The sequence below is a fragment of the Paraburkholderia podalyriae genome (assembly GCF_014397785.1).
Classification (GTDB): domain Bacteria; phylum Pseudomonadota; class Gammaproteobacteria; order Burkholderiales; family Burkholderiaceae; genus Paraburkholderia; species Paraburkholderia podalyriae.
In genome coordinates, this window is sequence record NZ_VZQQ01000005.1 from 87,589 (window position 1) to 100,126 (window position 12,538).

12 protein-coding genes are annotated in these 12,538 nt (G+C 62.3%); 1 reads left to right on the forward strand and 11 read right to left on the reverse strand.

The window, feature by feature from the left end; all coding sequences use genetic code 11:
• Positions 1–4: 4 nt before the first annotated feature.
• From F6X42_RS07435 to F6X42_RS07485, 11 genes are all read right to left on the reverse strand, one after another.
• On the reverse strand, positions 5–784 hold the full coding sequence (locus tag F6X42_RS07435; protein ID WP_187633572.1) for an enoyl-CoA hydratase/isomerase family protein: 780 nt from the start codon (positions 782–784) through the stop codon (positions 5–7).
• Between the two features lie 48 nt (positions 785–832).
• On the reverse strand, positions 833–1,726 hold the full coding sequence (locus F6X42_RS07440) for a crotonase/enoyl-CoA hydratase family protein (RefSeq protein ID WP_187633573.1): 894 nt from the start codon (positions 1,724–1,726) through the stop codon (positions 833–835).
• Between the two features lie 32 nt (positions 1,727–1,758).
• Positions 1,759–3,291 carry a class I adenylate-forming enzyme family protein gene (locus F6X42_RS07445; protein WP_187633574.1) on the reverse strand — a complete coding sequence of 511 codons (1,533 nt, stop codon included), beginning with the start codon at positions 3,289–3,291 and terminating at the stop codon, positions 1,759–1,761.
• Positions 3,292–3,324: 33 nt separating this feature from the next.
• Complete coding sequence (locus F6X42_RS07450) at positions 3,325–4,140, reverse strand: 2-oxo acid dehydrogenase subunit E2 (RefSeq protein ID WP_187633575.1); 816 nt, start codon at positions 4,138–4,140, stop codon at positions 3,325–3,327.
• A 51-nt stretch (positions 4,141–4,191) separates the two neighbouring features.
• Positions 4,192–4,422: a biotin/lipoyl-containing protein gene (locus tag F6X42_RS07455; protein WP_018425497.1), complete on the reverse strand. Its 231-nt coding sequence runs from the start codon at positions 4,420–4,422 to the stop codon at positions 4,192–4,194.
• Between the two features lie 43 nt (positions 4,423–4,465).
• A complete protein-coding gene (locus F6X42_RS07460) occupies positions 4,466–5,458 on the reverse strand; it encodes an alpha-ketoacid dehydrogenase subunit beta (RefSeq protein ID WP_187633576.1) in 993 nt (330 codons plus the stop codon).
• Positions 5,455–6,441, reverse strand: coding sequence for a thiamine pyrophosphate-dependent dehydrogenase E1 component subunit alpha (locus F6X42_RS07465; RefSeq protein WP_187633577.1), 987 nt, complete (start codon positions 6,439–6,441; stop codon positions 5,455–5,457). The genes F6X42_RS07460 and F6X42_RS07465 overlap by 4 nt, the downstream gene beginning before the upstream one ends.
• A 16-nt stretch (positions 6,442–6,457) precedes the next feature.
• On the reverse strand, positions 6,458–8,167 hold the full coding sequence (locus F6X42_RS07470) for an FAD-binding protein (protein WP_187633578.1): 1,710 nt from the start codon (positions 8,165–8,167) through the stop codon (positions 6,458–6,460).
• Positions 8,167–9,525 (reverse strand): aromatic ring-hydroxylating oxygenase subunit alpha, encoded by a 1,359-nt coding sequence (locus tag F6X42_RS07475; RefSeq protein ID WP_187633579.1) that lies wholly within the window; start codon positions 9,523–9,525, stop codon positions 8,167–8,169. Before F6X42_RS07475 ends, F6X42_RS07470 begins: the two co-directional genes overlap by 1 nt.
• Before the next feature lie 159 nt (positions 9,526–9,684).
• A complete protein-coding gene (locus tag F6X42_RS07480; RefSeq protein ID WP_187633580.1) occupies positions 9,685–10,617 on the reverse strand; it encodes an electron transfer flavoprotein subunit alpha/FixB family protein in 933 nt (310 codons plus the stop codon).
• A 2-nt stretch (positions 10,618–10,619) separates the two neighbouring features.
• A complete protein-coding gene (locus tag F6X42_RS07485; protein ID WP_187633581.1) occupies positions 10,620–11,369 on the reverse strand; it encodes an electron transfer flavoprotein subunit beta/FixA family protein in 750 nt (249 codons plus the stop codon).
• Positions 11,370–11,506: 137 nt separating this feature from the next.
• Here F6X42_RS07485 and F6X42_RS07490 point away from each other — a divergent pair, with 137 nt between their 5' ends.
• Positions 11,507–12,517 (forward strand): zinc-dependent alcohol dehydrogenase family protein, encoded by a 1,011-nt coding sequence (locus tag F6X42_RS07490; protein WP_187633582.1) that lies wholly within the window; start codon positions 11,507–11,509, stop codon positions 12,515–12,517.
• Positions 12,518–12,538 lie beyond the last annotated feature (21 nt).

Here is a 12,538-nt window from a genome sequence, read left to right on the forward strand (position 1 = left end):
CCGCCTAGCGGCCTCTGAAAGCTGGGGCGCGTTTTTCTCTCGCGGCGAGCCGGCCCTCCGCCGCGTCCTCGGAGTTCACCGCGAGCGCCACCGCGTTCAGTTCCTGCGCAAGAAACTCTTCCATGCCACCGGTGTTCAACCTGAACAACTGCTTGGTCAGCCCGAGCGAGAAAGTCGGGCCGGCGGCCAGCTCGCCAGCCAGCTTTTCGGCGGCCGCGTCAAGCTCGCCGTCCTCGACGAGATGACTGGCAAGACCCATATCGAGTGCTTCCTTGCCGCTCAGCCGGCGATTCAGATACATGATTTCCTTGGCGCGAAACTCGCCGCAATGACGCGCAAGCAGATGCACCATGCCCCCTTCAGGCAAGGTGGCGCGCATCAGGAAGGCGGGAATGAACTGCGCGGTATCGGAAACGATCAGCTGGTCCGCGCACAGCGCAAAGCTCCATGCAATTCCCACGGCAACCCCGCGCACCGCCGCGACCATTGGCTTGTTCAGGTTGTACAACCGAAGCGCGATCTTCTGATACACCGCCATCGATGCGCGCGCGTGCGCCACGCTCATCTGCGGTGGCGCGGCGCCGCTGCCCTTGATGTCGGCGCCGGCGCAAAATGCGCGGCCTGCGCCCGTGAGAATCACCGCGCGAATCTCCGGATCGTTTTCGATGCCATCGAGGTGGCCGAAAATCAGATCAAGCATTTCCGGCGTCAGCGCGTTGAGCTTCTCTGGGCGGTTCAGACACAGCGTCGCAACCGCGCCGTTCAATGTGAGTTCAACATCCATGATGTTCGGATCTTCGTTTGAGTTTGGTTCGTCCGTTCGACGGTCTGGTCAGCTGCCCCGAGCATGCAGGCGGATCATCCCGTCGCCGAACGGCTCGTCGCGGCGCTTGAGCGCTTCTTTCAGGCCAACCGCTTCCATGTCCGCCTTGAACTGCGAGCGGCGCGGCCCCTGGCTCTGGTGGGCCCGCGAGTCGTTTTCCACCGCGAGCCGCTGAAGCGTGCGCGAACCGGCCAGCTCCAGCCCGATGTTGACAATGCGCTTGTTGGCCGCAAGCAGATCGGCATCGACAAACGACAGACGGCGTGCCAACTCGCCCACCTCCGCTTCAAGCTGCTCTGCCGGCACCGCATCCATCACGAGCCCGACCTTCGCGGCGTCGCGGCCCGTCAGCGAGTCGCCAGACAGCAGCAGGCGCTTCGCCCACTGCGGGCCGACGTGATAGAACCACATATGCGCAGGCGGCGAGCCGTTCGCGCGTGTGGCGGGAAAGCCGATCCTCGCGTTGTCGGCGGCGATCACCATGTCGCACGCCAGCGCGAGATCCGTGCCGCCCGCAAGACAGTTGCCATGCACCTGCGCGATGATCGGCTTGTGGATATCGGCCATCAGATTGACCGTCTCCGACTGCCGCTCCATCGACCAGCAGTCGTCGTCGAAGCTGCGAATCGTTCCACGATAGTCCCCCGGATCAGCGGCGTCCGCGACCCGATCCGAATACGTCGTCACCAGATCGTAGCCCGCGCAGAAATCGCGGCCAGCTCCCGACAGCACGATCACGTTCACCGATTTGAGGTCGTCGGCTTCGAGCAACGCCGCCTTGAGTTCCTGCAGAAGCGGATTGTTGATGGCGTTGCGCTTGTCCGGACGACTCAGCGTGATACGCGCAATGCGTTCCGCCACTTCAAACTTCACGCATTCCGAAGTTTTCAGCCATTTGGCCATGGTCGATTCTCTCCAATTGAGGCGATTGCCGTTCACTGGGCAAACTGCTTGCGCAGACTTACCTTGCTGATCTTTCCCGTCGGCAGCCTCGGCAATTCGTCGACGAATACAATCGCTTTCGGACATTTGTAGCTCGCAATCAAGCCGCGGCAGAACTCGATCAATTCGGCTTCGCCCGCTTGCTCGCCACGGCGTAAAACGACGATCGCCTTGACGCACTCTCCCCACTTCTCGTGCGGCGCGCCGATCACCGCCACGTCGATGACTGCCGGATGCTGGAGCAGCGCATCTTCGACTTCACGGCTGTAGATGTTCTCGCCGCCGGAAATGATCATGTCCTTCTTGCGGTCGACGAGGAAAATGTAGCCGTCCTTGTCCTGGTAGCCCATGTCGCCCGAGCGATACCAGCCATCGCGCAGTGCTTCCACCGTCGCCACGCTGTTGTTCCAGTAGCCACTCAACTGCGTCTGCGAGCGCAGCCAGACCTCGCCGGTCTGGCCTTGCGGCAGATCGTTGCCGTGATCGTCGACGATGCGCAGGTCGATGCCGGGGCACGGGCGCCCCACTGATGCGAGACGCCTTACCTGTTCCGGGGACCCGAGCGGCTTGACCTCATGCGCGGGCAACCAGCAGGCGTTGCTCTCGGTCATGCCGTACTGGACCGAAAACACCGGGCCGAGCGCCTGAATTCCGCGCGACAGCAGCGGCGCAGGCACCGGCGCTGCCGCCGTGACGATATTCTCGATGCTGGACACGTCATAGCTCGACAGTTCGGGCACATCGAGGACCGCCTGAAGCATCGCGGCAACCATGAACGTGAAGGTGATGCGTTCTTCCGCGATCGTCTCGAGCATTTGCTTCGGCTCGAACGCGCGATGTACGACCGTCGTGCCGCCCATCCAGGCCACTGAATTAACGAAGCCAATCCCACCGACGTGGAACGCCGGCGTCGTCTGTAGCACACGGGTATTGCCCGAAAACTCCGTCACGAGCGCACAGCTTTCCGCAGTGACGCACATGGCATGGTGCGTGCGCACGACGCCCTTGGGACGCCCCGTGGTGCCGCTCGTGTACATCAGGTACGCGTAGTCTTCCGGTTTCGAACGGATCGGCGGCCCTTGCACTGGGCCGGCTTTCATCACCGCCTCGAACGAAACGGCCCATTCCGGCGCGTCGCCAATGCAGATGTACTGCTCGATTTCCGGCAGTTGCGAACGCAGTCCGTTCACGACATCGGCATACTGAGCTTCGAATACGAGCGCTTTAGGCGCCGCATCCTGAAGAATATAAAGAATCTCCGCGGGAGCCAGCCTGAAATTGACGGTTGCCAGAATGAAGCCGGCCCACTCGCATGCACGGTAACTCTCGTAGTACTCCGCGCAATTCATCGCGAGGATCGCAACCCGGTCCTGGCGCCGCAGGCCGCGCTGGTATAGCGCTCCCGAAAAGCGGCGTGCACGCTCCGCCAACTGACTGTGCGTCAGACGCCGGTCGGCGTATACGAGCGCCGTGTGATCGGCATGCAAGCGAGCGTTTCGCTCGATCATCTCGCCAAGGGTTCTCATCTCAATCCCGTCGTTGTTTTGTCAGATCGACTGTTAGCCAGCGAGCGTCTGCGGATCGGCCAGCACGGTTCCAATGAATGCGGCGAACCGCGCCGCGTCGGCTCCGTTGATCACGCGATGGTCGTAGCTGAGCGACAGGGGCAGCATCTTGCGCCAGCTGACGCCGCCGTCGTCCGCCGGCGCGGCTGCCAGCCGGGTTTTAGTCACGCCGAGAATCGCCACCTCCGGCGCATTGACGATAGGCGTAAAACCAGTCCCGCCAAAGCCGCCGAGCGAACTAATGGAAAAGCACCCGCCCGACATCTCTGCCATCGATAAACCCTTTTCGCGCGCCTTCTGCGAAATTGCTGCAAGTTCCACCGCGATTTCTTCGACGCTTTTCCTGTCGCAATCGCGCAGCACCGGCACGAGCAATCCGAAGCGCGTGTCCACGGCGACCCCGATGTGGAAGTACTTCTTCAGAACGATGTTCTTGCCGTCACCGTCGAGCGACGCGTTGAATTGCGGGAACTCCTGCAACGCCCGCACCACGGCTTTGATAAGGAAGACGAGCGGCGTCAGCTTAACCGCCGTGCCCGCCTCGTTGCGGGCCTTGCGATAGGTTTCGAGCGACGTAATATCAGCGTCGTCGTGGTGAGTCACATGCGGGATCGTCAGCCAGTTGCGCGACAGGAAGGCTCCTGTGAGCTTCTGCATGCGCGACACCGGCTTGATTTCCACCTCGCCGAATTCGGCGAAATCGACCTGCGGCCAAGGCGGCAGATTCGCGCCTAACGCGGGGACTGCGGCCTCGCCGGGGCCGGTATTCACATTGGACTGCGCTCGCGTAGTAACGGATTCGACACTCATCGCGGATGCCTCTTCGAACGACTGTTGGATAGCGTGACGGCCTGCGGCCAATCAGACGATTTCCGCCAGCACCGTGCCGACGGGATACACCTCGCCAACCTGGGCAACGATGCGCAGCGTGCCCGATGCGGGCGACTCGACTTCCTGAATCGATTTGTCGCTCTCGAGCGCGTAGAGAATCTGCCCTTCGCTCACGGTTGCGCCGTCGTCCGCCAGCCATTCGGCTAGCGTGCCTTCGTTCATGGAAAAGCCCAGTTTGGGAAGCAGAACTTGTGTGGTCATGACCTTGCTCTATTGATGATGGAATTCCGGGTGTTCGTGCTTGTCATTTCAGCGTCGCGCGAACCGCCGATTCGATTTCGGCCACGCCCGGTACGAACGCATCTTCGAGTGGCTTCGAGAACGGCACCGGGCAGAATTGCGCGCCCACTCGCTGCACGGGCGCCTTGAGCTCGCGAAAGAGGGCTTCGTAGATACGGGATGCGATTTCCGCACCCACGCCGAACGGTTTGACGGCTTCGTGCACGACAACGGCACGCCCGGTTTTTGCAACCGAAGTCAGGATAGTGTCGGTATCCAACGGAGAGACAGTGCGCAAATCGATCACTTCGCAGGCGACACCCTCTTTCGCCAGCACTTCGGCAGCAGCCATGGCTTCCTGCACGCGGCGGCTGTAGCTGATCACCGTCACGTCGGTACCCGCGCGAATGACGTTGGCTTTGCCAAGCGGAATCGCCACGCCGCGCTCCGGCGCACTGCCCGGGTTCCAGTAGGACGGCATGTTCTCGATGAAAAGGCAGGGGTCGTCATCGCGGATGCAGGACAGCATCAGGCCATACGCATCGGCAGGATTCGACGGTGTGACGACCTTGATGCCGGCAACGTGCGCAAACCAGGCCTCGAGGTAGTCGGCGTGCTGGCCACCCGTGCCGAAGCCAGCACCCGTCATGGTGCGGATGACGATCGGCACATGGGTCTGTCCGCCCGACATGAACCGCAGCTTCGCGGCGTGATTCACGATCATGTCCATCGCGACGGTCGTGAAGTTCATCAGCATGATTTCCGCCACAGGACGCATCCCGACGATCGAAGCGCCGATTGCCGCACCGATGATGGCCTGCTCCGAAATCGGCGTCGAACGCACCCGCGACGTGCCGTATTTCGACGACAGTCCCTTCGTTACGCCGACAATGCCGCCCTCCTGGCCGTCGGCAACGTCTTCACCCAGCACGATGACGTTGGCGTCGGCGGCCATCGCGTCGTCGAGCGCGAAGTTGACCGCCTGGATGGTGTTGATGTTGGTTGGCTGCTGGCTCATGCAAGCACCTCGTCCTTGAAGATGTCGCGCCGAAGCTCCGCGACATCGGGATATTCGCTCGACAGCGTGAATTCGACCGCAGCGTCGATCTGCGCCTCGTGTTCGGCTTCCGTCGCAACCAGTTGCTCCTCGGTCGCATGCTTCGCATCGATGAGCCACTGACGGAACAGCGGCACGGGATCCTTCGCGACCCAGGCGGCCTTTTCGTGCTTGTCCATATAGGCGTCCGGGTCGCCGAACACGTGCCCCTGAAAGCGGAACGTGTTCGCTTCGATCAGCGTCGGGCCGCCGCCGTTGCGCGCGCGCTCGACCGCCTCATGCGCCGCCCTGTGCATCTGAATCGGATCGTTGCCGTTCACCGTGATGCCCGGCATCTGGTACGCGACGGCGCGCTGGGCGATGTTCGGCGCGGACGTCCCATACGCGTATTTGGTGTGCTCGGCATAGCCGTTGTTCTGGCAGACGAAAATCACCGGCAACTTCCACACGGACGCCATGTTCAGCGACTCGTGGAAGGCACCAATGTTCGACGCGCCGTCACCGAAGTAGGCCACGGTCACGCGCGGCTCACCACGAATCTGCGCCGCGAGCGCAAGCCCATTTGCGATCGGCATCGAACTGCCGACAATGCCGGTCGTCACCATGACGCCCGACGCGGGATGCGTGACGTGCATCGGGCCGCCCTTGCCTTTGCACGTGCCCGTTACTCGCCCTCCGAGCTCAGCCCAGAGTTCCTTGAGCGGCACGCCCTTGGCGATCATGTCGTGAATGCCGCGGTAGATCGTGCAGATGTAGTCGTCGTCGGTGAGACACACCGACATCGCCGACGGAATCACTTCCTGGCCGCGCGGCGAGTAGTACGGCATCACCAGCTTGCCGGCCTTGATAACGGCACGAAAGCGCTCATCGTTTTGCTTGATGAGCGCCATGCGCCTGTAGATGTCGACCAGGACTTCGCTGCTGGGCGGCTGATAGGCATTCATTCGTCACTCTCCTGTGTCACCAGATCTTTTGCGCGCCGCTCGCATGCAGCGCCGCGATGTAACCGAACACGAACGATGCGCCGATGCTGCTGCCGGCGCCCGGATAACAGCGGCCAACCACGGATGCCGTGCAGTTGCCGGTGGCGTACAGCCCAGGGATTTGCGAACCGTCGTCCTTCAGCACACGTCCGAACTCGTCGGTCACGAGACCGCCTGCCGTGCCCACATCCCCTGGATACATGCGCACGGCGTAGAACGGCCCTTCCTCGATCGGCCCGAGATTGGGGTTCGGTTTGATGGTCGGGTCCCCGTGACAGCGATCGAATGCGCGCGAGCCGCGACCGTAATCTTCGTCGACGCCCGTTTCGCAGAAGCCGTTGAAGCGCTTGACGGTCTCGAGCAGCCCAGCCCGGTCGATACTGCATTTCGCGGCCAGTTCTTCGAGCGTGTCAGCCTTGATCATGTATCCACTGTCGAGCCACTTCTGCGGAATCTGGCCCGGCATCGCCGTGCCCCACGGGTAGTACTTACGCTGCCGGCTGTCCATCACGACCCACGCGGGAACGGCCTTACCCGTCTGCCTGTGACGCTGGTACATGCGTTGACCGATTTCCATGTACGCTCCCGCTTCGTCGCAAAAGCGCTCGCCGTCCTGATCGACCATGATCGAAAACGGCAGCGACAGGTCGAGGTGATGCATGAACGGCAGCGGCGAGCCATCCGGCGCGCGTGCACCTTCGGGCAGTTCCTCGTTGGGACCGAGCGACGTCACGACCCACCACGCTTCCTCCATGCAATCCACTGCGCCGCCGAGCGCAATCGCGGCTTGCAGGATTTCACCGGTATCGCCCGGATTCGCATTGGTCCAGTCCGCGGACGACGGCTGCGGCTGGTACTTGCGGCGCATTTCTGCGTTGTGTGAAAAGCCGCCGGTATTGAGCAGCACGCCCTGGCGAGCGCGCACGCGCAACTCGCGGCCGCTGCGCACCGCGACGATGCCGACCACGCGCCCTTCTTCAACGATAAACTCTCGCACCGGCGTGTCCGTCCAGATCGGCACGTTCGCGCGGAGCGCCATCTGGAGCATGCGTCCCTGAATCGCCGCGCCGTTGGCCACGAGCTCCTTGCCGGTGATCTTCTGGTAGAGCATGCGGCCACCCAGTTGCATCGCCTTGCGCTTGCCGCCCCACGTCCGCTTCATCAGAAACAGTGTCGGGTACTCGTCCGAGCTGGCAGGCATCGACGGGCCCTTGTAGCGCGACAAACGCGGCGCCCACTCGCCCAACTCCTTCACGTCGAACAGCTTTGCCAGCAGCGAACGACCACGCGGCTCGCCGCCGGGCAGCGTGTCGTAGTAGTCGGACCAGCCGTCCGCGTACACGAACTGCATCCCCTGCTGTTCGAGAAACTCAGCCATCTTCGGCCCGGTGCGCAAGTAAGCCTCGCGTCGCGCATTCGACGTACCCGGGCCTTGATACGTTACCGCGGCGTCGAAGTACTGGCGTGCGCGCTCATATGAATCGCTTACGCCGTGGCGCTTCATCACGTGATTGTTCGGGAGCCACCAGACGCCGCCCGAATATCCGGTCGAGCCACCGACCTTCGCCTGCTTCTCGATGATGAGCACTTCCTTGCCCACCGACCTGCAAGCAAGCGCCGCACACATCGAACCGCCGCCGCTGCCGACCACCACGAAGTCGTAGGTTGCGTCCCAGCTCGTCGACATCACTCCTCCCGCGCGATGAAATCGCGCAGCGCGCGATGGAAGTTCGATACCGACGTTTCCTGCAGCGGATTCGTGCGCGAACCCTTGAAGCCGCGCGACTTCATGCCCTGCTGCACGTTGGTCATGTTCTGGAAGTCCTGCCACAGGATCAGGCCGAAGTTCTCATGTGCGTTCTCCTTCCAGTCATCCACGCCGTAATAGAACTCACGCTTTAGCGGCGGCTCCGCGCCCGGCGCGAAGCGCTGCAGCGACCAGATGTCATAGATGCACGAATCGGGGTTATCGCCATCCGGCCGTGCGCGGTAAAACAGCGCGCCGTCTGGATACGGCAGAAATATGAGGTTCGGGAAGACGTGCCAGTCCGCTCCCGCGCGACCCAGTTGCTCGAAAGAGACCTCGGGCCAGCCCGCGCCTTCCGCGATGGCCGCTTCGCGCTGAAAATCCATCGCCTTTGCGAGGACTTCGAACTGGTTACCCGATGGAGACATCTCGGTCATCAGCCGCTTCGCCGCTTCGTAGTCGCGCGCGGTATTGATCGCCTTCAGCGTTTCTTCCATGACACGAAAAAAGTTCACGAGACCTTGGCGTACGTCCTCTGGCATCGGCTTGCCGGTTCTCGGCGAAGGCGCGCCGATCATCCGCGTGGCCGTCGCGTAGCCGAACATGCCGTGACGGCCGTAGGCGAAGCTGCGCGTGACGTCGTCTCCGGCGACGTCCAGCAGTTGAGGATGGGTTGCCGCTACGTGATAACCCTCGTTGAACGCTTCGAGTGCGACCTTCCAGTTACACGGCAGACGAATCGACTTGTACCAGCGGTAGCGCATCTTCTCGAACTCGAAGCAGTTCGTGATTTCCGGCACCGGATCGAGAAATTTAGCGAGCGGCTCGGCGTTCGGATCCATGTTGATGAAAACGAAACCGCCCCACGTGTCCACCTGAACATCGGTGAGATGCAGATCGCCGTCGGTCATTTCCGGGCAGCCGGCCCAGTCATCGCGATCGAGCACGCGCGCCACGCTGCCATCCAGATTCCACTGCCAGCCGTGATAGGCGCAGTGAAATTTTGCGGCCTTGCCGCAGCCGTTGGTCAAGCGGCGGCCACGATGCTGGCAGACGTTGAAAAAGGCCTTGATCTGGTCCGCCGCCGTTCGCACCACAATGATCGACTCGCCGGCCACGTCGAAGGTAACGTAGTCGCCGGCGTTGGGAATCTCTTCCAGCCGGCAGGCAACCTGCCACACGTGCGGCCAAAGGCGCTCGTTCTCCCGCTCGAGAAATTGCTTCGACAGGTAACTGTCCTTCGGGACAAAATCGAGGCGGACAATGTGTTCACCCGAATTGGGACCTCTGTTACCCATTGATATCTCCTTCGTGATGTGGCCGGCGTAGGCGCCGGTTCCGGCTTTTTATCTGGCGGCCGCGCGGTTGGCGGTCTATATGCAACTATATGTTCAATTTCTATGAACGGCGTTCAGATGCTAGGCTGACGCGCGGATTGCTGTCAATCCGGGCGAACGTCAATCGAGCGCAGCGGTCAGCGCCGGGACAGCGTCGAAGAGATCGGCGGTGAGACCGTAGTCGGCGACCTGAAAGATCGGTGCCTCGGCGTCCTTGTTGATCGCGACGATGACTTTCGAGTCCTTCATGCCGGCGAGGTGCTGAATGGCCCCCGATATGCCCACCGCGATATACAACTGAGGCGCGACGATCTTGCCCGTCTGACCGACCTGATAGTCGTTCGGCACGAAGCCCGCGTCGACCGCCGCACGCGACGCTCCGACCGCGGCGCCAAGCTTGTCCGCAAGCGCGTCGAGCAGCCTGAAGTTGTCGCCGTTCTGCATGCCGCGGCCGCCCGACACCACAATGTTCGCCGCGGCAAGCTCCGGCCGGCTCGACTTCGTGAGTTCCTGCCCGACAAAACGGGCCTTGTCGAAAGCCGGTGCCGACGCAACCGCGCGTAGCGGCGCGGTGGCCGAGCCGGTGGATGCGGCATCGAACGCGGTCGGACGAATCGTGATGACCTTGATCGGGTCGGAGGATTGCACCGTTGCGAGTGCATTGCCGGCATAGATCGGGCGCACGAAAATATCAGGTGCCTTGAACGAAACGACATCGGAAATCTGCGCGCTGTCGAGCAACGCGGCCACCCGGGGCATGAAGTTTTTGCCCACGGCCGTGGACGCTGCGATCACATGTGTATAGGTGCGGGCCAGTGAAACGACTAGTGCGGCGAGATTTTCCGGCAACCCGTGCGCGTATTCGGGTGCATCCGCGACGAGCACTTCGGCGACGCCGGCGACGTTCGCAGCTTGTTGCGCGACGGCCGACGCGCCGTGGCCCGCCACCAGTACATGAATCTCGCCGCCCGCTGCGCCCGCCGCCGTGATGGCGTTGAGCGTGGCGCGCTTGAGGGTTGCGTTGTCGTGTTCGGCGATTACGAGAGTCGTCATGATCAGATCACCTTCGCTTCGTTTCGAAGCTTTTCAATCAGCGCTGCAACGTCCGGAACCATCACGCCGCCCTTACGCGCCGGCGGCTCGGTCACTTCGAGAACTTTCAGTCGAGGCGCGACGTCTACGCCCAACGCCTCGGGGCTCAGCGTCTCCAGAGGCTTCTTCTTGGCTTTCATGATGTTGGGCAGCGTCACATAGCGCGGACTATTGAGGCGCAAATCCGTCGTGACCACGGCCGGCAGATCGAGCGCGACGCGTTCGAGCCCGCCATCGATCTCACGCGTGACGAGTAGTTGTTGACCGTCCACTTCCGTCTTGAACGCGAACGTCGCTTGCGGCCAGCCGAGGATTGCGGCGAGCTTCTGCCCGGTTTGGCCAGCGTCGTTGTCGATGGCCTGCTTGCCGAGCAACACCAGTTGCGGGGTTTCCCGTGCGGCCACGGCGGCCAGCAGCTTGGCGACTGCGAGCGGCTGCAGACCTTCATTGCTCTCCACGAGCACGGCGCGATCCGCCCCCATGGCGAGTGCGGTACGCAGTACCTCCTGTGATTGCGCGGTTCCCGCCGATACCACGACGACTTCACTCGCCACGCCCGCTTCCTTCAGGCGCACCGCCTCCTCCACCGCGATCTCGTCGAACGGGTTCATGGCCATTTTCACGTTGGCCAGATCGACGCCCGAGCCGTCTGATTTCACCCGGGGTTTCACGTTGTAGTCGATCACGCGCTTCACCGCGACCAGTATCTTCAATTTGACGCTCCGAACGCTTTGTTGAACAATGTTCCATATTCTGAACTCATCTTTTTGCCCCTGTCAACGAGAAGAGTGAGGAAAGCGTCGCTCGACAACGAATTCGACGCTCTCGTTCAAAACCATGGAGACGACAAATGAAGCTTTATCGATGCGAGCGTTTTGAAGGCATTGCGGGCCTGGCGTTATGCGAGGAACCCGATCCGGCGCCGCCCGGCGCTCATCAGGTACTGGTGCAGGTCAATGCAAGTTCGCTGAATTTTCGCGAGTTGCTGCTGATGAACGGTGCGTTTCGCGACTGGATGGCACCCAACTTCATTCCGGCCTCGGACGGCGCCGGCGTCGTGCTTGCCGTCGGTCCGGGCGTACGGCGCTTCAAGCCCGGCGACCGGGTGATCGGCAATTTCGCGGAGAACTGGCACGGCGGCGCGCGCCCGCAACACGCAGATACCCTGGGCCGCGGCGCTATTGTCGAAGGCATGCTCCGCGACAAGGTCGTACTAAGCGAGGAGGAGCTGGTTGGTGTTCCGCCTCATCTTTCCGACGAGGAAGCCGCAACGCTGCCCTGCGCCGCCGTCACCGCCTGGAACGCGCTATGCCAGCATGCGCCCCTGCTGCCGGGCCAAGCCGTCCTCGTGCAAGGCTCCGGCGGCGTATCGATCTTCGCTCTGCAACTGGCACGACTGTTCGGCGCGCGCGTGATCGCTACCTCGTCAAGCGAAACGAAGCTCAAGCGCCTGACCGAGCTCGGTGCCGACGCCACGATCAACTACCGCGACACGCCGAATTGGGACGACGCCGTGCTGAGCCTGACCGATGGCCGTGGAGTCGATCTGGTCGTCGAGGTGGGCGGCGCGCAAACATTCGGCAAGTCCATTGCCGCCACACGGGACGGCGGGCGGATCAGCGTCGTGGGGCTGCTGACCGGCGCCCCTTCTGCCGGCGAAGGGTTCTTCACACGCGGAGTATCGATCGCGCCGATCCGCGTCGGCTCCCGTCAGGATTTCGAATCGATGAATCGCGCAATCGCATTGCACGAACTCAGGCCGGTCATCGACTCTGCTTACGACTTTGCGCATGTGCCGGATGCGCTGCGGCACCTCGAAAGCCAGAAGCATTTCGGCAAGATCGTCATTCGCCACCAGTAACCAGCCTTCGCATGATCCACG

Coding starts and splice junctions, on each gene's coding strand:
- F6X42_RS07435 (WP_187633572.1), bottom strand. CDS start 784: ATGGATGTTGAACTCACATTGAACGGCGCGGTTGCGACGCTGTGTCTG.
- F6X42_RS07440 (WP_187633573.1), bottom strand. CDS start 1,726: ATGGCCAAATGGCTGAAAACTTCGGAATGCGTGAAGTTTGAAGTGGCG.
- F6X42_RS07445 (WP_187633574.1), bottom strand. CDS start 3,291: ATGAGAACCCTTGGCGAGATGATCGAGCGAAACGCTCGCTTGCATGCC.
- F6X42_RS07450 (WP_187633575.1), bottom strand. CDS start 4,140: ATGAGTGTCGAATCCGTTACTACGCGAGCGCAGTCCAATGTGAATACC.
- F6X42_RS07455 (WP_018425497.1), bottom strand. CDS start 4,422: ATGACCACACAAGTTCTGCTTCCCAAACTGGGCTTTTCCATGAACGAA.
- F6X42_RS07460 (WP_187633576.1), bottom strand. CDS start 5,458: ATGAGCCAGCAGCCAACCAACATCAACACCATCCAGGCGGTCAACTTC.
- F6X42_RS07465 (WP_187633577.1), bottom strand. CDS start 6,441: ATGAATGCCTATCAGCCGCCCAGCAGCGAAGTCCTGGTCGACATCTAC.
- F6X42_RS07470 (WP_187633578.1), bottom strand. CDS start 8,167: ATGTCGACGAGCTGGGACGCAACCTACGACTTCGTGGTGGTCGGCAGC.
- F6X42_RS07475 (WP_187633579.1), bottom strand. CDS start 9,525: ATGGGTAACAGAGGTCCCAATTCGGGTGAACACATTGTCCGCCTCGAT.
- F6X42_RS07480 (WP_187633580.1), bottom strand. CDS start 10,617: ATGACGACTCTCGTAATCGCCGAACACGACAACGCAACCCTCAAGCGC.
- F6X42_RS07490 (WP_187633582.1), top strand. CDS start 11,507: ATGAAGCTTTATCGATGCGAGCGTTTTGAAGGCATTGCGGGCCTGGCG.